The following is a 20,673-nucleotide window of genomic DNA, read 5'->3' on the forward strand; positions in this document are numbered from 1 at the left end:
ACATATCGACTGATAGGATAGCTGTCTTGTTTGAGTGTAGTGGTGATGCAAGCTATCTCGGATCAGCGATCGAACCCCTGAAAAGATACGGGAACTATCTCACGGTTCTGGCGCACCTGGCCCCAACGCGGTGAGACGAGCCAAGGGGTGGACGGCCCAACATACAAGCTGGGACAAACGGTACGTCAAACAATCCGGCAACCATGCACCGCAAATTAAAACATTCGTTCTTATAACGGCCCTATTAGCTATCATGTGTGCTGCCTGACAGCCTCAATCTAGGGCCCTCGTGCGATGAGCGCTGATCTGCACCACCTCGGCGCGGCGCAGCGCAAAATCGTGCCATCTGCGATCCGATTGGATCCGAGTGTTGCCCCGCTTCTCGCCTGGAACCGATATCTCGATGTAATCCGGCACGGCCTGTTGATGATCGACTCCTCGGGGCGGGTCGCTATATCGAACAACCCAGCCGAGCGCCTCCTCTTCAACATGAAGGTCGAGCAGACGGCTAATCTATCCGCGATGCAGTTGCTTCGTGCCTTGTGCGCGGGAGCTTCGCAATCGCGACCAGAGATCTTTAAGTCTCTGCGACGCGCACTCGACTTTCAAACATCCGCTTCGTTCGAAGTGACGGGCCAGGATCACACGCTGCAGGTCGAGATCCGTTCCATCGCGGGTGAAGGTTGGGTCGTAACCCTAGAAGATGTCAGCGCGCGCAAGGCGAGCGAGGCGCGCGCAGAAGAGTTGGCGCGTCTCGATCCACTTACCAGCCTGCCAAACCGCCTGCTCTTGCGAGAACGTCTGGCCGAGGCTCTGGCACGCTTGCAGCGCAACGGCGAGGCGTGCGCTCTACTGCTCATCGACCTCGACCGGTTCAAGCCGGTCAACGACACGCTCGGCCACCCGATCGGCGATGCACTTCTCGCGAAGGTTGCCGACCGCCTGCGTTCGACAGTGAGGCCCACAGACACGGTGGCCCGGATTGGCGGTGATGAGTTCATCATTCTGCAAACTGGCATCCGCGAGGCTGCCGACACACAGGCGTTGGCCCGGCGCCTCGTCGATTTGATCGGCCGGACCTACATGGTCGAGGGCCACCTTCTGACGATCGGAGCTAGCGTCGGCGTAGCGCTCGCGCCCGCAGACGGGACGAGTGCGGATAAGCTCCTGAAAAACGCCGATCTAGCCCTGTATCGGGCCAAGCTTGACGGGCGTGGGACGTACCGCTTCTTCGAACCGGAGATGGACGCGCGCATGCAGGCGCGCCGCCGGCTCGAACTCGACATGCGCCAGGCTCTGGCCCGACGCGAGTTCCAGCTCCACTATCAGCCCCAGATGCAGCTCGAGGGCGATAAGCTGATCGGCTGCGAAGCCTTGATCCGCTGGAAGCATCCCGAGCGCGGGATGATATCGCCACTTGATTTCATCCCACTTGCCGAGGAGATCGGCCTGATCGTGCCGATCGGCGAGTGGGTCCTCCGTCAAGCTTGCCGCGATGCGATGACGTGGCCCACTGCGATGTCGGTCGCGGTGAACGTCTCCCCTGCTCAGTTCAAGAGCGACCGGCTTGTCGAGACGATCCTCTCAGCGCTCGCCAGCTCAGGTCTGTCGGCCAAGCGACTGGAGATTGAGATCACAGAGGGCGTTCTCCTACAGGAGAGTGAGAAAACCTTGCAAACGCTTCATCGACTGCGCGAACTTGGGGTCCGCGTTTCGATGGACGATTTCGGTACCGGTTACTCGTCCTTAAGCTACCTGCGCAGCTTCCCGTTCGACAAAATCAAGATCGACCGGTCCTTTGTGAAAGACTTATCGAGCAAACCCGATGGGGATGCGATCATCCGGGCGATCGCAGGCCTCGGCAAGAGCCTTGGTATGACAACAGTTGCCGAAGGCGTCGAAACGTCAGAGCAGATGCAGCGCATTCGCGATGAAGGCTGCACAGACGTTCAGGGCTATTTCATCAGCAAGCCCATACCGGCGGAGGATCTTCTAAAATTCCTCGCGAGCTACCAGCCATAAGCTTAGTCCACACAACTTATTGGACCTCCTATGAGCGAACTCTACCGCCTCGTGTACGCCAGTAAGAATTTGTTTCAAGGATCGGAAGCCGAGTTAACGGCAGCCGTCGGGCAGATCCTGGCCGCATCACAGAGGAATAACGCTCGGTCGGATGTGACTGGCGCGCTGATGTTCAACACCGGCGCCTTCGCCCAGGTCTTGGAGGGACCGCGACAGGGAGTCGAAGAAACATTTGAGCGGATCCAGTGCGATGATCGCCACGGCGACGTGACGGTTCTACAGTGCGGTCCGACAGAGAGCCGCAGCTTTGCGAACTGGTCCATGGCCTTCGTCGGCGCATCCGCCGGGGGACAAGCACGCTTCAGCCGGCTCGCAGCCGAGAGCGGGTTCGACCTGTCCAGGCTGGACGGTGATGCCGTGTTGGCCATGCTGCACGAGCTGGTATTGGATGAGGAGGGCGTGCCGCTCTCGCGCGTCGCCGCTCCGTCGATCCAGCCAGCCGAGGTGCGCAGCCCGACAGGGCTCGATGTCGAGCACCTGAAAGCAGAAATCGCGCAGCTTCGACCGGATGCGGTGGCCACTCAGATGTTGTCACCGGCGAGCGGCAATCGGACTGCCGGGGGCGAGAGTGGTGGGCCACGATCCCTTCCCACCGGGGATGTGAAACGCTCGTCGAAGGAAGCGACCGACGCTGCCCTCTCTGTGCTTAAAGCCGCCCTGGCGAGTGAGCGGCAACGCACGAGCGATCTACGGACCGAGATTGATGCGTTGCAAGTCGCGTTGGCATCGCGCGAGGATCAACTCCATGCCATGCGGGTAGAACGGGATCGTTGGGCTGGGCGTGCGCAGCTTCTCGCGACGGCGATGGCCCAGGAAGCTGACGACGTCCAGACGGCAGCTCACCGCGTCGGCTCGTTTGAACCGCGGCCGAACGGACAGGCGTGTTTACCAGACGCTGCAGACGTCCTTGCAGCCTAAACGCACCAGCAACGCCGTTCGCGGTGAGCGCCGCGTGCGCGATCATGGCGCGTTCCGCGTCTGCCATATGCCCGGGCCAAAGGCGCTGGCGGTCGTGGAAGGCATGACAGGTTGTTTTAACGGAGCTTTGGTGCGTGCCTTTCGCCCTCTCGCTACGGCGTCCGGCGCGTGATCGAACGAAGAGCCACCACACGTCACCCTGTCGTCGTGCTCGCCCTGTGTCTTCGCCGCGACGGGTCCGAGTTCCACGCGGTCACCGTGGACATCTCGTCCGAAGGATTGAGACTGCGGTCGGCGACGCTGCCTACCGTCGAAGAGCGCCTCATCTGCAACATCCGCGACATCGGATCCGCGCAGGTTCGGGTCGTATGGGCGGGGAGCTGCGACTTCGCCGTGCGCGTCATCGGCACGACCCCTTCACCCGGCGATGTGGCGCGACGCTTCATCGAGCTATCGCACCGGCAAGCAAAATCGTCCGAGATGGTGCGCGTCCACCGACGGATCCTTCCAGAGCGCATTGCCGTGGAGGTCATGCTGGGGGATGGTCGGCGCGTGCCGGCGCAGATCCTGAACCTGTCGGCCTCGGGAGTGGCGCTGTCATTGGACGCTCCTCTGGCGCTGGGTTAAGTGATCCGAGTTGGGAGACGACAGGCGACGGTCGCGCGTCGGATTGAGGGAGGTATCGGCGCGGCCTTCCTCGAACCGCTCGACGACTCGGCGGTCGGCGAACACACTGTGCTTTGAGGCGCCATGTTCGGCCGGCCGGGTGCGAACCAGGGATGGCAACCCGTGCAGTCAATGATCGATACGACATCCAAGCTTCGCCGGCTTCGTACGCCAGTCTTATGCATATGATCCTGAAGTCGGGGAAACGGTCGAATTGCCAACACTGCTGCTCGTGCTACCAGTCGTTGTGTTCCAACAGGGCAAGCGCTGTGGAGCGGCGTAGTTAGAGCTCAGCCATTCCTCTCGCATGATCTTAATTTTTCCGAACCGAGAGTGTGGCGTGGACCCGAGGGGCTCTTATCGTCTCATGACGGTCGAGCAAGATTTTAGATCTTTCGAGAGCGTGCCGCCGCTAACGCGACGTTAACTACATTAGCTGTGCACTTGGGAGTATGCAGAGGTGCTAGCCATGCGTCACATCCATGTCGTACCTGGTCTGCGCCTGCGGTTTGCTGGCCGTGACGAGACCTTCAACGAAGGTGTGGAAATTGGTCTCCTCGCAGCTCAACTCGCATCCGGCATAGCTGAGTTCACGATGACCCTGGCCGCCAGCACACTGGATCAGGCGCGTATACTGGCGACAAATATGGGCTACCGCCTCCACGTCACGACGATTGATGAAGGCACGGTCGAAGTCATGTTCCTCACCGGAAGCCGCCGACCCAGACTGCAACTCGTGTGTAATAAATTTCTCGCCTAACATAGGCGTCGTTCCCCCGCCTGAGATCTGCTCGGTTAGCTCATCGGAACCGGTCGGCCAGATTAGGAACGCTAAAACGCGGTATTCTGAGCTTTTCCTCGCATTCGAGCGTTGGCGCTTCGAATGGAGATACGCCAATGTCCGATGCGGCTCATCACATACAGATGCGGCAAATCGTGGCCGGTCTGTCCGAGGGCGTGATCCTGATCGAGCCGGATCAGACCATCACATACGCGAACGATGCCGCCGTAATGATGCATGGGGTTGTGGATGCCGGCGATCTCGGCGCCACCGTGTCCGAGTACCGCGCGAACTTCACGCTGCACTACCGCAATCATCGCGAGATCGGTCCTCTGCAGCACCCCCTCGATCGGGTGCTCGCCGGCGAGGTGTTTCGAGATGTCGTGGTTGAATTGATCCCCAAGCGGAACTCATCCCACAGGTGGATGCATCGCATCCGCAGCTTGGTGACCACCGATGCGGATGGCATACCAAGTGGCCTCGCCCTGGTGATGCAGGATGTGAGCGAGCGCTACCAGGCCGAGGCCCGGTTCGAGCGGATGTTCAACGCCAACCCGGCCCCGGCGATCATCTGCCGGATCGCCGATCTGCGCTTCGTGCGGGTCAACCATGGCTTCCTCGACCTGACCGGCTACCATCGTGACGATGTGCTAGGCCGGAGCTTCTGCGAGATCGACCTGCTGCGCGACGCCGAGCGGCGGGAGATGGCGATCCATCGCCTGCACGAGGGCCGCACCATCCCGCAGATGGAGGCTCAGCTGGCAACGCCATGCGGCCGAGGGCGGTACGTGATCGTGGCCGGACACGCCATCGAGATGCCAGGCCCGGGCGGCGTCGAGCCGTGCATGCTGTTCACCTTCGCCGATCTGGAAGATCGCCGGAAAGCCGAGATGGCATTGCGCCATAGCGAGGAGCGCTTCGCCAAGGCGTTCGATCTCTCGCCGGTGCCGAGCGCGTTGATGGATGCGGACGGCCTGGAGATCACCAGCGTCAACCAAGCCTTCGCCACGACGTTCGGGCACGCCCCCGAGGCCGCGGGCGGCCAGTCGCTGGCCGACCTCGCGCTCTGGGTCGATCGGGCCGAGCAACGCAAGTTCTCCCGCGATCTCAGGAGGCTCGGCAGCGTTCGAGGCTTCGAGGCCGTGCTACAGGATGCAGCAGGCGCGGAGATCGACTGTCTGGTCTCGGCCGAGCGGGTGACCATCAACCATGAGGCCTGCGTGCTGTGCGTCCTGCAGGACATCACCAGTCGCAAGCGCTCGGAGCGGGAGCTGATCAGCGCCATCGAGGCGGTGATGGCGGACGCGTCGTGGTTCAGCCACGGTGTGATCGACAAGTTGGCGACCCTACGTCACCCGTCACGCTCCGTCCGGCCGTCGGTCGACATCGAGAACCTGACGATCCGCGAGCAGGATATGCTCACGCGGATCTGCCAGGGTGCCACCGACCACGAGATCGGGGCCGAGCTGAAGCTGTCGCCGAACACGGTGCGCAACCACGTCTCAAGCCTTTACCGTAAGCTCGGGGTCAACCGCCGCAGCGCGGTGGTGGTGTGGGCGCAGGAGCGCGGGATCGGGCCGAACACGCAGCACCAGCGCTGAGATCGACGAAAACCGTGACAGAACTACCAAGCTGATTTAGTACAAATGTACTTTATGTAAATCGGCGGAACTTCGAGTAAATCGCCTCATTACGCAGTGGTAGCTCTGCTCACGGGAGCATCTCGGAAGATCATCCCGGCGGGTTGATACCAGGAGATCCGTGTGGGCGAGCGTCGGATGGTGCTCTCGTCCGACCATGCCCGGGCGCTGATCAAGGAAGCCATTGGCATCATTGAGGGCGACCGCGTGATCCAGGCGGAAGCTGCCGCCGAAATCGCTGCCATCGAAGCCGCACACACGCCGTCGAACCCCAAGCCGAGACCCAAGCGCTCGACCCGCATGTGATGCTCGATCCCGAGCAGCCACCCGGATCGCAACCAATTCAGCTAGCCCGACGTCGGCGCCGTCAACACGCAGTGGCTCTACCACGCCCTACTCGGCCGTCGCCGGGTGCTCTGACCTTAGTCAAATCCGCTTCCGCCGACCTCGGCCGAAGATCGAACCACACGGACCTGAGAGTACCGAGCATGGCGTTATCACCCGACACCACCCATTCGGCCTACGACCGGGACCTCCCCACCGCCAGCGCGGTCTCCCCCGCGGAGGACATGCGCACCATGGCGCTGCACTCCGTTTCTTGGGGCGCGGTGTTCGCCGGCGCGGTGATCGCCCTGGTCGCCCAGGTCATCCTCAACATGGTCGGGCTCGGTATCGGGCTCTCGACGGTCGACCCGGCGGGCAACGGCACACCGACGGCCGGCAGCTTGTCCTCGGGCGCGGGGATCTGGTTCGTGATCTCCGGCATCCTCGCTTCCGCCGCCGGCGGCTGGCTCGCCGGGCGCCTCTCGGGCAAGCCGGCCAACACAACCACCGCCTATCACGGGCTGATCGCCTGGGCGGTCTCGACGCTGGTCGTCGTCTACCTGCTGTCCTCAGCGGTCGGCGGCGTCGTCAGCAGCGCATCGAGCGCGGTAACGAGCTCGCTGGGCGGCGCCGGCAACCTGATCGGTGGCTCGGTGAAGACCGCCGCACAGGCTGCCGCCCCGTCGCTGCCGGGCATGGACAACCCGTTCTCGAACATCGAGGGCCAGGTCCGCAGCGGCAGCGGCAACGATCCGGAGGCCTTGAAGAACGCCGCGGTCAGCGCGATGCGCGCGGCGGTAACCGGTGACGCCGCGCAGCAGAAGGATGCGCAGGAGAAGGCCGCCCAGGCTTTGGCGAAGGCGCAGAACATCCCGGTCGACCAGGCTCGGACGCAGGTCGCCCAGTACGTGCAGCAGTTCAACGACACAGTCGCCAAGACTAAGGAGCAGGCCAAGCAGGCGGCCGATGCCGCCGCGCGGGTTGGCTCGCAGGGCGCGCTCTACGGCGCCGTCGCACTGATCCTCGGCGCGCTGGCAGCCTTCTTCGCGGGTCGCAGCGCCGCCGTCGACCCGGTGGTGAGCCGCACAGGCGCTGCCATCACGACCCAGCGTCGGGTCTGACCATGAGTGATCCCGCCGCCGGCCCGCCGAAGCCCTCACAGATGCAAGACTTAGAGGCGGCGGAGGTCGCCGTCGGTGAGAGCGTGACGCTCCCGCTGATCGAGGAAACCGCCCGCATCGACAAGCGGGTGGTGGAGACCGGGCGGGTGCGGGTCTCGACCCGAACCGAGACCGTCGATCAGGTCCTGCGCGAGAGCCTGCGCAGCGACGCGGTCAAGGTCACCCGGGTGCCAGTCGACCGGATGCTTCCCGAGGGCGAGGTGCCCCCGGCAATGCGCGAGGAGGACGGGGTGACGATCATCCCCGTCCTCGAAGAAATCCTCGTCGTCGAGAAGCGCCTCGTCCTGAGGGAGGAGGTGCACGTCCGCCGCACGAAGGCGGATGAGGTCGTCGAGGTGCCGGTGACGCTGCGCAGGCAGCGCGCCGTGGTCGAACGCGTGAGCCCGGACGGCCACGCCAGTGAACAGATTGACCCCCTTTCAGCCCAGGAGAGAACACCATGACGCAGACGATCACCGCGCTGTTCGATCGCCCGGCCGAGGCGCAGGCTGCCCAGACCAAGCTCGTCGCCGCCGGCATCCCGCAATCGGCGATCAAGCTCGTGCAGGGCGCGCAGACGGCGCGCACGAGCGGCTCGTACGACTACCGCAAGGACGAGGGCGGCTTCTGGGGCTCGCTGAAGGACTTCTTCATGCCCGAGGAGGATCGCTACGCCTACAGCGAGGGTCTGAGCCGCGGTGGCACGCTTCTGACTGCAAGCGTCGAGCCGACGCAGACCGAGACGGCCTACGACATCCTGGAGCAGCACGGCTCGGTCGATCTCGACCAGCGCGAGAGCACGTGGCGCAAGGAGGGCTGGAGCGGGTACTCGGCGACAGGCGGCACGACCGCGGCCAGCTCGACCACCGGCACGGCAGCTCTAGGCACGACGGCAACCGGGACGGCGGCTACAGGCGCCGCAGCACTGAAGAGCGCCGGCACGAGCACCGGCGAGACGGACTACATCCCGGTGGTCGAGGAGCGCCTCAACGTCGGTAAGCGCGTGGCCGAGGCCGGCCGCGTACGGGTGCGATCGTACGTAGTCGAGAAGCCAGTCGAGGAGCAGGTCACCCTGCGCGACGAGACCGTGCACATCGATCGGCGCGCAGTCGACCGGCCGGTGACAGCGGCCGACGAGGCCTTGTTCGCGAGCAAGACCATCGAGGCGACCGAGCTGCGCGAGCAGGCAGTGGTGTCGAAGGAAGCCCGTGTGGTCGAGGAGGTCGGCATTCGCAAGGACGCGGGTCAGCGTACTGAGACGGTCACCGACAAGGTGCGCCACACCGAGGTCGAAGTTGAGGACGAGCGCGGCAACGTCAGCCGCACTGGCACGACCGGCACCACGACGACCGGTACCACGCCTGGCACCCGCAAGCCGGTTTGATCCACCTGGATGCACAGCCCGGAGCCTCGATGCGCTGGGCTGCGCACCCTGCCGAGATCCGCGTTCGGATCGGCCGGTCCCTCTACCGCAACCAGCGAAACGCAGGCCCCGCCATGTCCCTGAACCGCTCGATCCTTCTCGTGTTGCCGTTGCTCGCAGCAGTGCCCGCATCGGCGCAGACGACCGTCACCGGGCAGCCTGCGACAGGTGGTGCCTCTAGTGCGACCTCCGGAGGCCAGAACGCGGTGACACGGCCGAACACCGATTACGCCGACAGGCCAGCGGCCACCGGCACGGCTGCGAACGTCAAGCTGGAGCGGGGCGCCAACAGCTTCACCGAGGGTGAAGTTCGCCGCCGGCTCGAGCGGGCCGGCTACCACGAGGTCAAGGACCTCAAGAAGGACGACGATGGCATCTGGCACGCCAGCGCGATGGTGGATGGCAAGCCCGCGAGCGTCGGCCTGGATTTCAAGGGCAACGTCGCGGTCCAGTAGCCGGTCCCCTCGCTCAACTGTCCCACTCGAACGTCTCGGAGTCCTCTCATGTCCACGCAGACCCTCTCGGCCCTGTACGACCGCTACGACGACGCTGCTGCAGCCGTGACGAAGTTGGAGGCGGCCGGCGTGTCGCACTCCGATATCAGTCTCGTCAGCAACAAGGCGGAGACTAGCACCGCTGGAACGGGCGACACCGCCGACCACGCTGCCACCGGTGCGGGTACCGGCGCGACGCTCGGCACGATCCTGGGCGGTGGCGCGGGTCTCCTCGCCGGCCTCGGACTGATGGCCATCCCGGGCGTGGGTCCAGTCGTAGCCGCGGGGTGGCTCGTGGCGACGCTGACGGGGGCGGGCATCGGTGCCGCCGCGGGTGGTTTGACCGGGTCGTTGACCAGCGCCGGCGTCAGTGAAGCCGACGCACATACCTACGCCGAGGGCGTGCGCCGCGGCGGCTCGCTGCTGACCGTGAGGGCCGATGAGGCCCACGCCGGTGTGGCCACGCGCATCCTGGAGGAGCACGGCGCGGTCGATCTCGACGCGCGTGCGCAGGGTTGGGAGAGCGAGGGCTTGAGCGGCACGACGGCTGGCGAACCGCGAGGCGACACCTCGACCTTGATCGGCTCGGACGCAGCCGCAGGCTCGCTCGTGCGCGAGAACGATGCGGTGAGCGCTCCCGTGGCTGGCACGGACACCCGGACGTCCGGTGCCCGCCGGGTGCGTGTCTACAATCACCCGGTCTGATCGCCGCGATCCACGCGTCCGTGCGACCTCATCGTCGACCCGTACGATCAAGCTGTATCACCGCCGACGTGCCCGTCGACCGATCCCAAAGCTCGCCTTGTAGACGGCCGGTGGTATCCCGTACGCCCTCGTCACGGCGATCGGTCCGAATATGCCCGACGCCCTTCAAGGCGGACCGGCTTCTTACACGACACACGCCATTCCCCGCTCTCACGAGAGCTTCCGTCGGCAGTGGACCAGGACACTCCCGACGTTAGGCTGCCCGCGCACAGAAGCAGGGCTGAGGTGCATAGCTCGGTGGCCACATCATAGCAGCTCGGATCAACCTTCCTCGACGCATGGGCGCCGTTGGCTAATGAACTTGGCCGTTTGGCACTATATGCGCCCGATGAGCGATGATGAGAAAGCACCGGAGCCGCACCGTGGCCGAGGGGCATCGGACCCCGGTGCTGCTCTTCCGGCGCGCGGCCGAGAGGCCGATCGCTGAGGGTATGGTGGCGCAAGGCGGTTAAGAGTTCTTCTATGCGGTGGCCGGCCGATCTCGCTGCAGCAGGCGGGAGCTATGTTCGACCCAGGCAAGTGCTGCGGGACGCTGAGGAATGAGGCGTTCTCGTCGCCGGTCCCTACGCTTGATGCGCGACTCCAGAGTCGACTTCGTTAAAAGTCTCTTTCGATCGACGTATAAATGCCGGCCAATTCGAGAATAGCGAGCGAAGCACGAGCAGATTTAGGCGTCTATATTGATACGGGTTAGGCGGCATATAGCCAAGCTATGCTACTCAAACATCCAGATAACTAATTGTGCTGGGTTGTGTCTGTGACTATAAGCAATCTGCACCGCCCGTTCCTCCTCGGAGGCCCCGTCGTTTTGATCGTAGCGCTGCTGGTGGCTGGATCAGCCCAAGCCGGCCTCGCCAACGTGTTTCGCATCGTGTTGCAGAAGGGCAGGCACTACGATCCGACCGATCTGTTCCTGCGCCGGGGTGACACCATCACTCTCGTCAACGGGGACGACAACGCCGTCCACCACGCCTTCATCGAGGCTGATCGGTTCGCGTTCGACGCTGGCGATCAGGAGCCGGGCAAGCAGGCCACTTTGACCCTCAAGGAGCCCGGCGACTTCATCATCCAGTGCGGCATCCACCCGAAGATGAAGCTCACCATCCACGTGCAGTAGTCACTCCTGCAGGCGCCATCCCCCCCGCGCTGTCTTTCAAATCACCACCAGTTTGGCGAGTTCGGGGAATTGCTGGCCCGTGTCGAACAGGACCTCGTGCCCAAGATAGTACAGCGCCAGGAAGGCAGCGAGAGCACCACCATAGTACGCGGGCGCCCAGGCGGCGTCGCGCGCCCGCACTGTCGTCCGGGCATCATCCGCCGCGATCCCGAGCAGCACCACGATGATGCCGGAGTGCCCGATCGCGTCCACCTTACCGAACTCGACGATCGCCGAGACGAAGATCCCCGTTAGGATCAGGGCCGCGACACGCCGCACCAGGGGCGTCCAGACCAGGGCGAAGGCCAGGGTGAACTCGATGACACCGGCGGCCTGCATGAACAGTTCAGGCGTCGCGCCCATGGTCATCTGCGGCTTGGCGGCGAGCAGCGGATCCGTCCACTGCGGGTAGGCCCACTTCTCGACCGACGCCCACATCAGCGTGATGGCAGCGGTCCAGCGGACGATGTCGAGGGGGCGGATGTCGAACGGCTTCAGGTCGAGACCCTGGCAGATCAGGTAGACCGCCACGCCCAGGAACACCGGATAGTCGGCGAGGTGGAACAGGCCATACTGCGCGGTGGCGAAGGAGAACAGGAAGACGATACCCAGGCCCGTCAACGGCATGGTACGGCGTGAGATCAGGCAGGCAGCCATGGCGAGTTGCAGCCACGGGATCCAGGCCGCATCCGTCTTCAGCTCGGGTGTCAGGATGATGCCACCGAGCCCCCAAACCGAGACCAGGAAGAAGCCGAGCGTGCAGCAAACCAGCAGCTCGGTGTCGGTGCGGATGCGGGAGGTGACGCGGTCCAGGGCGTTCATCAGAGCTGTGCCGAGCGGCGTCCCCTCGGCGAGGCAGCCCAACATCAGGCAGACGATCGCGAGTCCGCTCAGCCACTCGAAGTTCGGACACAGCACCTGTTCGAGGCCGCGCGGTTGGCCGGCCACGTCGAAGGCGCAGAACCACTTCACGTGAGCACTGGCTGATCCTGTCCCGGCGAGGATGAGCAGAGGCGGCGCGACGATGCTGGCAAGCGTGCGCATACCTAGGCTGATTGGAAGCCTAGGCGCCGTGACCCGAACCATGGTGACCTCAGAGGACGTAGCGATTGCCGACCCGCCTACGTATTACCTCTAAATTGAGCTTTCACGTCAACGAACTATTAACGAATGTTATGGAATGGTTAATAGCTCTCAATAGAGGCAATAAGACACGTTGCTTAGCTCTCGCGCTTAGTTACTGAGCCATCCGCTTGCGGCTACGGCCTGCCTATGCCCGACAATCTCGACGCCCTCCTTGATCGCCTAAAAGCGCACCAGCGCACGCTCATCCTGGCGATGGCCGAGCATGATGGGCTGCCGGCCGGGAGCGCCCTGCGCTAGGTCGCCGAACTGGAGAACGTCATCGCCGCGGTCGAGGCCGTAGCAGTCGAAGAAGTGGATCGCGCCAAGCGGGGCTGATGCCAGCGCCAGCTACAAACAGGGCAGGCGGCAAGCAAAGCGTGTTAACTCAACGTTATTATTGCAGTAAAATACACCACTATTTGGAGCCGCTGACAGAGGATCATTTGAGACCTTAGCCGTTATTGCTGGCGAGTCGAGGGCCGCTGGCGGCTCCAATGAGGCACAGCCCTAATGATCCATCAGCTGGTCTACTACAGCCGCAACACGGTTCCCGGCGGTGACCGTCAGATGCTGACGAACCTGCGCGAGATCGTCTCCGTCTCACAGCGGAACAACAGCCGCAACGGTGTGACGGGCTTTCTGATCTTCGATAAGACGTGGTTCTTGCAAATCCTAGAGGGTGAGCGGGCCAATGTGACCGAGACTTACAATCGCATCGCACGTGACGGCCGTCACTCCAGCGCAACCATCGTGAATGTTCAGGATATCGCCTCCCGTTCCTTCCCAAATTGGACAATGGGTGGCGCTTTACGTTCTCCAGAGGTGCAGGAGATCTACTTGAGCCATGGCATCGGAGGCGCTCTGGATCCTGTCCGTATGAAGAGCGCGCAGATCCTTCAGCTCTCCCTCGACCTACAGGAGTTCGAGCAGGCCAAACGGCAGGGGCAACGGATCGCCAGTTGACCACATGTGGCTCGGCGGTGACACGCGACAGCGAACACTTGTGGACGGCCTGAGGTGCCTCCGATCGGTCAAGGTTCACAGGCGAACGTAGGTCGTTCTCCTCGATCCGGCCTCGTCATGTTCGCCAGCCCCCACGCCTTCGTCTTGCATCATCGCGAGCGCTTTGCCGTGCTCTTTTCCTACACGCTGTTCCTCGCGGGCGCGCTGCCGCTGTTTTGGGCATTTAGCTAGTTGTTGGACAAGATCGTACAAATCTCAGCTAATAGGCTCGCACGGACTATATTAAGCGTCTGATTAACCATTTTCGGCCAGATCTCTACGTTGGCGGTCTCACAATTTATCCGCTTACGGGCTGCTTTTGAGGTCGGTCGTGTCACTCCAATCTATATCCATACGCAGCAAGCTGATTGCCACCTTCGCAGTGCTGCTATTATTTCTCGGCGGCCTGACGTTGGTAGGGTTACAAAGCGCATCGACCCTCAACGGCCTGCTCATCGATGTAGAGACAAACTGGCTTCCAAGTGTGCGCACTGCTAGTCAAATTGATGCTTTGACAGGTCGATATACGACTAGTTTGCTCCGCCACATTCTGACGGAAGAACCTCAGATGCTGGCAAACGTCGACAAGGATCTCGTTGATCGGGGTCAAAAGATTGAAGTTGCGACCAAAATCTACGAAAGGCTAATCAGCTCCACAGAGGAGCGAGCTCTGTATGAGACTTTCGTTCGGGAGTGGCATGCCCTTGCGGCTGCTGTCGAGCCGATCGTCGCGCTATCTCGCAAGGGCGAGAAGGCGCAGGCTCTGAGCCTCTACGAAGCTAAGGTAGTCACCCCCCGCCGGAACGCTTCGGTTGCCCTCGACAAGATCATCAAGCTCAACCAAGACGGCGCCGAGCAGGCCGCACGCGACAGCCAAGCGACATACGCTCAAACAAATAGGATGCTCATCGGCGCTGGCCTTGTCGCCACGTTCCTGGCGGTTGCCTTAGCAGCCTTGATCATTCTGAGCATTTCGCGAGGCATCGACTCGGTGGTGCAACCGATGAAGGCGCTCGCCAATGGCGACCTCGCCGTTACGATCCCCCATCAGGGCCAGAAGACGGAGATCGGAACGATCGCGAGCGCCGTTCAGGTGTTCAAGAACGGGCTGATCCGCATGAAGGTGCTAGAGGACGAAACCGCGCAGGCGCGGCTGGTGGCCGAGGAGCAGCGGAAGGCCGGCATGCGGCAGATGGCCGACGGCTTCGAGGCGGCGGTCGGCGGCATCATCGGCATGGTGTCGTCTTCCGCTACCGAGCTGCAGGCCACCGCTCAGACTATGACCGCCACAGCGACTGAGACCGCCAGCCAATCGACCACCGTGGCGGCTGCTGCCGAGGAGGCGGCGTCGAACGTCAACACCGTCGCTGCCGCCGCTGAGGAATTGGGCTCTTCTGTCCAAGAGATCGGCCGCCAGGTCGCAGGCTCGTCCGAACTGGCGCAGCGTGCTGTGCACGAGGCAGATCAGACCGGAACCTTCGTGCAGGAACTCAGCGCCGCCGTGTCCCGGATCGGGGATGTCGTCGGGCTAATCTCGAACATCGCTGGGCAGACCAACCTGCTGGCCCTCAACGCCACCATCGAGGCGGCCCGGGCCGGGGCTGCGGGCAAGGGCTTTGCGGTGGTCGCTTCCGAGGTGAAGGCTCTAGCCGAGCAGACCGCCCGGGCCACGCACGAGATCTCGGGGCAGATCGCGCAGATCCAAGCATCTACCGGGCAGGCGGTGACCTCGATCAGCGGCATCACCGGGCGGATCCGGGAGATCAGCGGCGTGGCGACCTCGATCGCGGCGGCGGTAGAGCAACAGGGCGCAGCCACGCAGGAGATCGTTCGGAACGTCGCTCAGGCGGCCATGGGCACCGGCGAGGTGACGAGCAACATCTCCGGAGTGGCGGGTGCGGCCGAGGAAACAGGTGCGGCGGCCAGCCAGGTACTGGGGGCAGCGTCCGAACTGTCGCGTCAGTCCGAGCACCTCAAAGCCGAGGTTGGGCGCTTCCTCGCTACCGTGCGGGCCGCCTGAACCTAGGGCCTCCAGCCTGTTCGACATAGACGGCGACGGCGAAGGCCCACCCTGACCAATGAGCGGGTGGGCCTTTTGCATTTGGAAGCCTGATGGTTGGCCGACGCCGGGCGTATCGACCAAAACCGCTACGCTTTCTTCACCATGGCTGGCACAGTGCGCCAACATGCCAATTCGGCCCGAGCACCGCTTCTTCTACCCAATCGACTGGGCGCAGCTCTCGGCTGTGATCCGGTTCGGCCGAGCGAAGGGCTGCTGCGAGGGGTGTGGTCGCCCGCACGGTCGGATGGTCTACCACCTCGGCGATGGTCGCTGGTGGGATGCAGACGCCGGTCGGTGGCGCGATGGGTGGGGACGCCGGGTCCGGATCGCGGTAGGGGCGGACATCCTCGGCCAGGTCCGCCGGACACGGGTCGTCCTAGCGGCAGCGCATCGGGATCACGACACGTCGAACAACGCGGACGCCAACCTCGCCGCGTTCTGCCAGCGCTGCCACATGATCCACGACCGGCCGGAGCATCAGCGCCGGCGGTGGCGCACGCTGTTCCGGCGGAAGGCGCTCGGTGATCTGTTCGGCGGGCCCTACGCGTAGCTGGCAGGGTTAGCATCACTCTGAGCGGCAGAAATCCCGCGTTTACGTACGTGTGGTGACCTGCGAGCGGTATTGGAGGTCAACATGCGTAAGTCTCTCCTGCGGACCAGCGGCGCAGCTACTCTGGTCGGTCTCACGCTGTGTGGCACAATGCATTCCGCTCAGGCTGGCGGTGGCATTGGCGTCGGTGGTGCGGTGGCACTGGGCGCGATTGGCGGTCTTGCTGTCGGTGGCGCCATCGCTTCGGCCAACAACAGCTACTACCCGGGCCGCCCGGTCTATCGCGCTCCACCGCCGGTGTACGTCGAGGAGGTCTGCCACATTGAGCGGCGCGGCTTCACCGACCCCTACGGCGTCGAGCACATCCGGCGCGTGCGCGTCTGCGAGTAGGACAGATTGGCCCCTTTGTAGGAGGCGCTGTTCGCTTTCCGTACTAGCTGTTGCAGCAGCGTAGCAGCCAGTCCCGAACGGCCCAGCTACGGTGTGGCGTCACCAAGGCGCCCTCCATGCTCAACCGCTCGATCCTGGTCCGTAGCGCCTTCATCGGACTGCTGCTCATCGGCCTTGTGGCGCTGGCTGATGGCGTAGTCCGTCAGCAGCAGCAGCAGGCCGCAGGCGAGATGGCTACGCTGCCGGCAGCAGAAATCGTGCAGACCACCGGCGCAATCCGGTGAACCGACAGCTGCACATAGCCGGCGTGATCGCGCTGGTGACCCTCGGGCCGGTCTCAGCCCTGGCGGCCGAGCCGGCCGATCTGCCGGTTCTGGAACAGACGTGGCACGTCTGCGTGCGCCAGGCGTACGACGGCCAACAGGACCACGGCAGCCGGGCTGGCCGGGAACGCAACGCCTTGGATGAGTGCAAGCTGCACGAGGACCGCTACGTGGCCGCCCTGATGGCTGCCCGCCCCAACGATGCCGACGCCCCCATGAACGGCTGGGCCCGGACCTGGGCGGCATACGTCTCGTTCGTGGTGGATCCGGTGGCGGCCTGGATCGAGGCGCTGCGGCGCTGATCCAACGAGAAGCCAGGGTAAACGAACCATTCACCAAATGCGCGCAATTGCACGGAACGCTCTGATCTCCTCGCCCCTGGCCGTCGTTCTACTGGCACATCCACCGGAGACTGGCGGCCGTGCTGATCCTCAACCCACTCACTGGCCAAACTGTCGAGATCGTAGTGCCTCGGCCTCGGCCCAGGACGGCTTGAGATTGCAGCAGCTTACGCCCATCTATGACAGGACAGGTGCGCATGTGATCGCGCCCTAGGCCGGGCGCCCCACCTACAGCCCGCAGCCCTTCCCTGACACGCTCAACACAGGCTCCGCTCCTATCGAGCGGAACGCGCACCCATGACGCTAACCGACCTCAACAAACCCGCTGAACTTACTCTCTGGTCCAGCCGCGACCCCGCCCACACCGCACCGGGGCATCGCTTCACGACCTTGCGCGCGGCGCTCGCTGCCGCGACCCAAGCGATGGATACGGGCGATGCCAAGCCTTGGATCATCACAGACGCTGGCGACATTCTGGCGCCCAGCTGGATAGCCTTGTATCGCCTGTAATGGCCGTGGGCCGGCGCTTGGCGGTGTCCAATTCCCCCGCATGCGCCGACCCTCACGCAGCTGCCCGACCAAGGCCTCACGGGCAAGATACAGGGAACTGGCCCACACCTGCCTGTCGCCACGTGCCCGCCTGCAACAGCACCGTATGGGTCGCGAACACCTCAGGTGCATCAGCAGGGGGTGCCAACGCTATAGCAGGCGGAGATGCGGCCGTCGCGAGCGCGATACCGGACAGCTTGCAACACTGGCCTAGTCTGTCAGCACAGCGATGAGCGAGAACGACGTGGCGAGCATGAACGTGCCCGCCACCAGGGACGAGATCAGCAACATGGTGGACCTTTGGGGGTGCCAATACGGCTATGCTCCCCCAATGCTTGAGTGCCACGGGCGGTTGCGAGCCGGTTGTGCATGGCCGCCCAGCGCACTCGGCTCTTCTAATCGGCGACTGGCGAACAGTCAGCGCCGAAGCCGATATCGACAACCGGGGGCTCAGCCAAGGGCGGCCTTAACGAAGCATTCACCATGTTCGTTAAGGACTTGGTTGCAATCGGAGCACTGTGCTTAGCCATGTTCGACCTCTTGTTCTGGTGGTGCGCTTTCGTGGCCCTTGCTGGGTCATACGTTTTGGTCGGGATCGCCCTGGTAACTGGGGGTCGGTCTAAATTTTACTCTGCCGAGGCCAAGCTGTCCGGTGAGGCTACTCTGGTGATGCGACACTTCGGCCAGGCGTAGGACGCCAGACGGCCCAGCCTTCTGCCGCACGGCCGGATGATCGTAGGCGAGTATAGCAACGCCTCGTTAACTATATTGGCGCAGGCCTAATCTTTAACTCGCAGATCAATGTAGCGACGTTGCACGGGACAGGCATGCCAACGGTCAGCCAGCAGTCGTGCGAAGTAAAGGTAGATGGCGCGTGGCATGCCGCTACCCTCACTGAGGCACGCAGTCGGTACACGATGGCGCAAAAACGTTGCCCAGCCTGTCAGGGGCAAATCATCATCGCCGGCAATTATTTTGGCGAAGGCTCATTCAAGCTGCAGCATCGCCGGTCACACGCCGGTTGTCCGCTGAAATCAGATACATACACCGGCACGCCTTCGCCTCACCCACAGGCGGTTGCCTGAAAGCGGCTCGGCCCCGCCGCCCGATCCGATCACGGGCTGGCGGGGGAGGTTGTGCATCTCACCGGCGGTCGGGCCGATACGCGACGCGGCCCGATAGCATCATGCAGACGACAAGTTGAAAGCCTGTCATCAGGCCAATAGCGCGGATGTCCCAGGCTGGGGCTTGAGGCTCAGGACGCGCTGGCAGCCAAGTGGCAGGGAGCAAGGCTGCCGGCGCGCTCGCATGCGGAAGCCATTCGGAGCTCGACCGCTGCGAGGACTGGAAACGGGGCTAGATGGGTCAAGGATCCCAGCCAACGGACGAGTGGGCGTCAATCCACTCCACAGTCGAATAAATCGCGCTGACGCTGTTCCGAGTTTTCCTGTGCCTGGTCCTGCCAGCTGGCTTCTGGCGGATCCCGGTCAGCCTGAACCGGGTGCTGGCCCGGCAGGTAGACACTGCGCGGATCGGCGGCCAGCGAGCCCGTCGTTTCCGGGTCGAGGTCGCAATTTCGGGCCGGCTGATCGGCCTGAGCGAACGCGGGACCAGCGCACACGACCATGGCCGCGGTGAACGCGAGCAACGTTCTCATAAGGGGGTTCCTGATCAGCCAGGGCACGCGCACGTGCCTCCCCCTTCAGTGGAGCCGGGGGGGCTTAATGCAAAGCTTCAGCTGCACGCCACGCCCGCGTCGGCGGGGCAGCCATGCGAACCCAGAGGCTGGATCGTAACGCTCGGTTAGGCGGCCGTTACGTGCGCCCGTGGGCCCTTGTGCCGGAACAGGCCACGCACGAGGCGGAAGGGCAGGCGTACCAGCTTGTAGGTTGCGTGGGCGGCCATGACGGCGATGAGGGCTAGCAGGGCCAACAGGGTGTTGCGCATGCGGGTACTCCCGGCGGCACAACACGACGGGCCGCCCCGTCATTGCGCCCAGGTGGCGCGCTGATCGCAGCAGAACTGTGATGCTGGCCGAGCTGCCGCGACTGCGCCGGCGAGGCCGCACCGTGGCCGAGGGGCATCGGCCCTGGTGCTGCTCTTCCGGCGCGCGGCCGAGGCCGATCGCTGACGGTATGGTGGCGCGGGGTGGTTAACAGACACGCAATCGCGAGCCTTCGTCTGCCCCATATGAATGCGGCGTGGTCTTATCGGCTGTAGAGGTGTGGGTTCTGCGCGGCGATGCGGGCGACGAGTTCGGACCGGATCATGGCCGGACCATACCGGGGGCAACCTGGTCGCGCCGAAGCTCTACGGACTGATAGTCGCGTTTGACATATCGAGCGCGCGCAGACCATCACCGCGTAGCTCGGCCCGTCCTACCGCCCGCGAGACTTCTGGCGGGATTGCTTAGGCTTCCTCGCGCCGCGCATTCTGCCCGGGTCGCGGGCCCCTCATAAGCTTGCAGCTGTGAAACTTCGCGCTGAGTGGTTCCGTACCGCTTGGCCATGAGCGCTCAACACGACAAACCCACATCCCGGGCTCCCGCTTTGGCCGTGCAAGTCCATGCCGCCCGCATCCGTAATGCCTTTTCGGTTGAGACATTGGCGGCGTTGGCCCAGGTGGATCCTGAAGCGATAACGGCGCTGGAGAAGGGCGACGCGATCAAGGACGTAGCGGCTTGGGACCGGATTATGAACGTGCTCGGCCTAAGTCCTGACAGCCACCGCTAACTTGCAGGCCATAGGCGGGCGCTTGTGGTCTCCAGTGTCGCCACGCCTCCCTGCCCTTCAGGCGACCGCCCAACTAAGGCTTCAGACGCTCTGACGGGAAGAAGCGGAGCTTCAGCAGGCTTGGAGGAGGCTGGCGCCGTCAGCTCACTGGCGGCTGGGGGCCGGCCACTGCGTGATGACGGACTCATCA

General features: G+C 63.7%; 23 protein-coding genes. 20 read left to right on the plus strand and 3 right to left on the minus strand.

Features of this window, described 5'->3' with window-relative positions:
* Positions 1-294 precede the first annotated feature (294 nt).
* The 12 genes from OXS49_RS26080 to OXS49_RS26135 all read left to right on the plus strand — a co-directional run bounded on the left by OXS49_RS26080 (position 295) and on the right by OXS49_RS26135 (position 11,370).
* A complete protein-coding gene (locus tag OXS49_RS26080; RefSeq protein ID WP_267427574.1) occupies positions 295-2,022 on the plus strand; it encodes an EAL domain-containing protein in 1,728 nt (575 codons plus the stop codon).
* 30 nt (positions 2,023-2,052) lie between these two features.
* Entirely contained in the window at positions 2,053-3,000 is a 948-nt protein-coding gene (locus OXS49_RS26085; RefSeq protein ID WP_267427575.1) for a BLUF domain-containing protein, read from the plus strand.
* A gap of 168 nt (positions 3,001-3,168) precedes the next feature.
* Positions 3,169-3,627 (plus strand): PilZ domain-containing protein, encoded by a 459-nt coding sequence (locus tag OXS49_RS26090; RefSeq protein WP_267427576.1) that lies wholly within the window; start codon positions 3,169-3,171, stop codon positions 3,625-3,627.
* A gap of 508 nt (positions 3,628-4,135) precedes the next feature.
* Entirely contained in the window at positions 4,136-4,426 is a 291-nt protein-coding gene (locus OXS49_RS26095) for a hypothetical protein (protein ID WP_267427578.1), read from the plus strand.
* A 137-nt stretch (positions 4,427-4,563) separates the two neighbouring features.
* Complete coding sequence (locus OXS49_RS26100) at positions 4,564-6,048, plus strand: PAS domain S-box protein (protein WP_267427579.1); 1,485 nt, start codon at positions 4,564-4,566, stop codon at positions 6,046-6,048.
* A 162-nt stretch (positions 6,049-6,210) separates the two neighbouring features.
* The gene (locus OXS49_RS26105) at positions 6,211-6,393 is read left to right on the plus strand and encodes a hypothetical protein (protein WP_267427580.1); all 183 of its coding nucleotides are present in this window, start codon (positions 6,211-6,213) and stop codon (positions 6,391-6,393) included.
* A 263-nt stretch (positions 6,394-6,656) separates the two neighbouring features.
* Positions 6,657-7,532: a PhnA-like protein gene (locus OXS49_RS26110; RefSeq protein WP_267427603.1), complete on the plus strand. Its 876-nt coding sequence runs from the start codon at positions 6,657-6,659 to the stop codon at positions 7,530-7,532.
* A gap of 2 nt (positions 7,533-7,534) precedes the next feature.
* Positions 7,535-8,035: a YsnF/AvaK domain-containing protein gene (locus tag OXS49_RS26115; protein WP_267427582.1), complete on the plus strand. Its 501-nt coding sequence runs from the start codon at positions 7,535-7,537 to the stop codon at positions 8,033-8,035.
* Positions 8,032-8,955: a YsnF/AvaK domain-containing protein gene (locus OXS49_RS26120; RefSeq protein ID WP_267427584.1), complete on the plus strand. Its 924-nt coding sequence runs from the start codon at positions 8,032-8,034 to the stop codon at positions 8,953-8,955. Before OXS49_RS26115 ends, OXS49_RS26120 begins: the two co-directional genes overlap by 4 nt.
* A 113-nt stretch (positions 8,956-9,068) precedes the next feature.
* Complete coding sequence (locus tag OXS49_RS26125; protein ID WP_267427586.1) at positions 9,069-9,449, plus strand: hypothetical protein; 381 nt, start codon at positions 9,069-9,071, stop codon at positions 9,447-9,449.
* A 48-nt stretch (positions 9,450-9,497) separates the two neighbouring features.
* Positions 9,498-10,193 (plus strand): hypothetical protein, encoded by a 696-nt coding sequence (locus OXS49_RS26130; protein ID WP_267427587.1) that lies wholly within the window; start codon positions 9,498-9,500, stop codon positions 10,191-10,193.
* 868 nt (positions 10,194-11,061) lie between these two features.
* Entirely contained in the window at positions 11,062-11,370 is a 309-nt protein-coding gene (locus OXS49_RS26135; RefSeq protein ID WP_267427589.1) for a hypothetical protein, read from the plus strand.
* A 36-nt stretch (positions 11,371-11,406) separates the two neighbouring features.
* Here OXS49_RS26135 and OXS49_RS26140 read toward each other — a convergent pair whose 3' ends face one another.
* Positions 11,407-12,453, minus strand: a complete 1,047-nt coding sequence (locus OXS49_RS26140) for a hypothetical protein (RefSeq protein WP_267427590.1) — start codon at positions 12,451-12,453, stop codon at positions 11,407-11,409.
* 591 nt (positions 12,454-13,044) lie between these two features.
* On the opposite strand from OXS49_RS26140, the gene OXS49_RS26145 reads away from it, so the two are divergent.
* The 7 genes from OXS49_RS26145 to OXS49_RS26175 all read left to right on the plus strand — a co-directional run bounded on the left by OXS49_RS26145 (position 13,045) and on the right by OXS49_RS26175 (position 17,712).
* Positions 13,045-13,497, plus strand: coding sequence for a BLUF domain-containing protein (locus OXS49_RS26145; RefSeq protein ID WP_267427591.1), 453 nt, complete (start codon positions 13,045-13,047; stop codon positions 13,495-13,497).
* A 370-nt stretch (positions 13,498-13,867) separates the two neighbouring features.
* Positions 13,868-15,556, plus strand: coding sequence for a methyl-accepting chemotaxis protein (locus OXS49_RS26150; RefSeq protein ID WP_267427592.1), 1,689 nt, complete (start codon positions 13,868-13,870; stop codon positions 15,554-15,556).
* Between the two features lie 166 nt (positions 15,557-15,722).
* Positions 15,723-16,148, plus strand: coding sequence for a hypothetical protein (locus tag OXS49_RS26155; protein WP_267427594.1), 426 nt, complete (start codon positions 15,723-15,725; stop codon positions 16,146-16,148).
* A gap of 84 nt (positions 16,149-16,232) precedes the next feature.
* Positions 16,233-16,538 (plus strand): hypothetical protein, encoded by a 306-nt coding sequence (locus OXS49_RS26160; protein ID WP_267427595.1) that lies wholly within the window; start codon positions 16,233-16,235, stop codon positions 16,536-16,538.
* 116 nt (positions 16,539-16,654) lie between these two features.
* On the plus strand, positions 16,655-16,822 hold the full coding sequence (locus OXS49_RS26165; RefSeq protein WP_267427597.1) for a hypothetical protein: 168 nt from the start codon (positions 16,655-16,657) through the stop codon (positions 16,820-16,822).
* Positions 16,819-17,163 carry a hypothetical protein gene (locus OXS49_RS26170; protein WP_267427598.1) on the plus strand — a complete coding sequence of 115 codons (345 nt, stop codon included), beginning with the start codon at positions 16,819-16,821 and terminating at the stop codon, positions 17,161-17,163. Before OXS49_RS26165 ends, OXS49_RS26170 begins: the two co-directional genes overlap by 4 nt.
* A 336-nt stretch (positions 17,164-17,499) precedes the next feature.
* Positions 17,500-17,712: a hypothetical protein gene (locus OXS49_RS26175; RefSeq protein WP_267427599.1), complete on the plus strand. Its 213-nt coding sequence runs from the start codon at positions 17,500-17,502 to the stop codon at positions 17,710-17,712.
* A 1,435-nt stretch (positions 17,713-19,147) separates the two neighbouring features.
* Here the strand turns inward: OXS49_RS26175 and OXS49_RS26180 are convergent.
* Together OXS49_RS26180 and OXS49_RS26185 are read right to left on the minus strand one after the other, a co-directional pair.
* Positions 19,148-19,408, minus strand: a complete 261-nt coding sequence (locus OXS49_RS26180; protein WP_267427600.1) for a hypothetical protein — start codon at positions 19,406-19,408, stop codon at positions 19,148-19,150.
* Between the two features lie 146 nt (positions 19,409-19,554).
* Positions 19,555-19,698, minus strand: a complete 144-nt coding sequence (locus OXS49_RS26185) for a hypothetical protein (RefSeq protein WP_267427601.1) — start codon at positions 19,696-19,698, stop codon at positions 19,555-19,557.
* Between the two features lie 560 nt (positions 19,699-20,258).
* Between OXS49_RS26185 and OXS49_RS26190 the strand changes: the two genes are divergently transcribed.
* A complete protein-coding gene (locus tag OXS49_RS26190) occupies positions 20,259-20,483 on the plus strand; it encodes a helix-turn-helix transcriptional regulator (protein WP_267427602.1) in 225 nt (74 codons plus the stop codon).
* The last annotated feature ends 190 nt before the right edge of the window (positions 20,484-20,673 follow it).

It is taken from the genome of Methylobacterium sp. GC_Met_2, assembly GCF_026540795.1.
In the GTDB taxonomy this organism is placed as follows: domain Bacteria; phylum Pseudomonadota; class Alphaproteobacteria; order Rhizobiales; family Beijerinckiaceae; genus Methylobacterium.

Excerpts from the sequence above, each read along its gene's own strand:
- OXS49_RS26080 (WP_267427574.1), top strand. The coding sequence starts at position 295 with ATGAGCGCTGATCTGCACCACCTCGGCGCGGCGCAGCGCAAAATCGTG.
- OXS49_RS26085 (WP_267427575.1), top strand. The coding sequence starts at position 2,053 with ATGAGCGAACTCTACCGCCTCGTGTACGCCAGTAAGAATTTGTTTCAA.
- OXS49_RS26095 (WP_267427578.1), top strand. The coding sequence starts at position 4,136 with ATGCGTCACATCCATGTCGTACCTGGTCTGCGCCTGCGGTTTGCTGGC.
- OXS49_RS26100 (WP_267427579.1), top strand. The coding sequence starts at position 4,564 with ATGTCCGATGCGGCTCATCACATACAGATGCGGCAAATCGTGGCCGGT.
- OXS49_RS26110 (WP_267427603.1), top strand. The coding sequence starts at position 6,657 with ATGCGCACCATGGCGCTGCACTCCGTTTCTTGGGGCGCGGTGTTCGCC.
- OXS49_RS26115 (WP_267427582.1), top strand. The coding sequence starts at position 7,535 with ATGAGTGATCCCGCCGCCGGCCCGCCGAAGCCCTCACAGATGCAAGAC.
- OXS49_RS26120 (WP_267427584.1), top strand. The coding sequence starts at position 8,032 with ATGACGCAGACGATCACCGCGCTGTTCGATCGCCCGGCCGAGGCGCAG.
- OXS49_RS26125 (WP_267427586.1), top strand. The coding sequence starts at position 9,069 with ATGTCCCTGAACCGCTCGATCCTTCTCGTGTTGCCGTTGCTCGCAGCA.
- OXS49_RS26130 (WP_267427587.1), top strand. The coding sequence starts at position 9,498 with ATGTCCACGCAGACCCTCTCGGCCCTGTACGACCGCTACGACGACGCT.
- OXS49_RS26140 (WP_267427590.1), bottom strand. The coding sequence starts at position 12,453 with ATGCGCACGCTTGCCAGCATCGTCGCGCCGCCTCTGCTCATCCTCGCC.
- OXS49_RS26145 (WP_267427591.1), top strand. The coding sequence starts at position 13,045 with ATGATCCATCAGCTGGTCTACTACAGCCGCAACACGGTTCCCGGCGGT.
- OXS49_RS26155 (WP_267427594.1), top strand. The coding sequence starts at position 15,723 with ATGCCAATTCGGCCCGAGCACCGCTTCTTCTACCCAATCGACTGGGCG.
- OXS49_RS26160 (WP_267427595.1), top strand. The coding sequence starts at position 16,233 with ATGCGTAAGTCTCTCCTGCGGACCAGCGGCGCAGCTACTCTGGTCGGT.
- OXS49_RS26165 (WP_267427597.1), top strand. The coding sequence starts at position 16,655 with ATGCTCAACCGCTCGATCCTGGTCCGTAGCGCCTTCATCGGACTGCTG.
- OXS49_RS26175 (WP_267427599.1), top strand. The coding sequence starts at position 17,500 with ATGACGCTAACCGACCTCAACAAACCCGCTGAACTTACTCTCTGGTCC.
- OXS49_RS26180 (WP_267427600.1), bottom strand. The coding sequence starts at position 19,408 with ATGAGAACGTTGCTCGCGTTCACCGCGGCCATGGTCGTGTGCGCTGGT.
- OXS49_RS26185 (WP_267427601.1), bottom strand. The coding sequence starts at position 19,698 with ATGCGCAACACCCTGTTGGCCCTGCTAGCCCTCATCGCCGTCATGGCC.
- OXS49_RS26190 (WP_267427602.1), top strand. The coding sequence starts at position 20,259 with ATGAGCGCTCAACACGACAAACCCACATCCCGGGCTCCCGCTTTGGCC.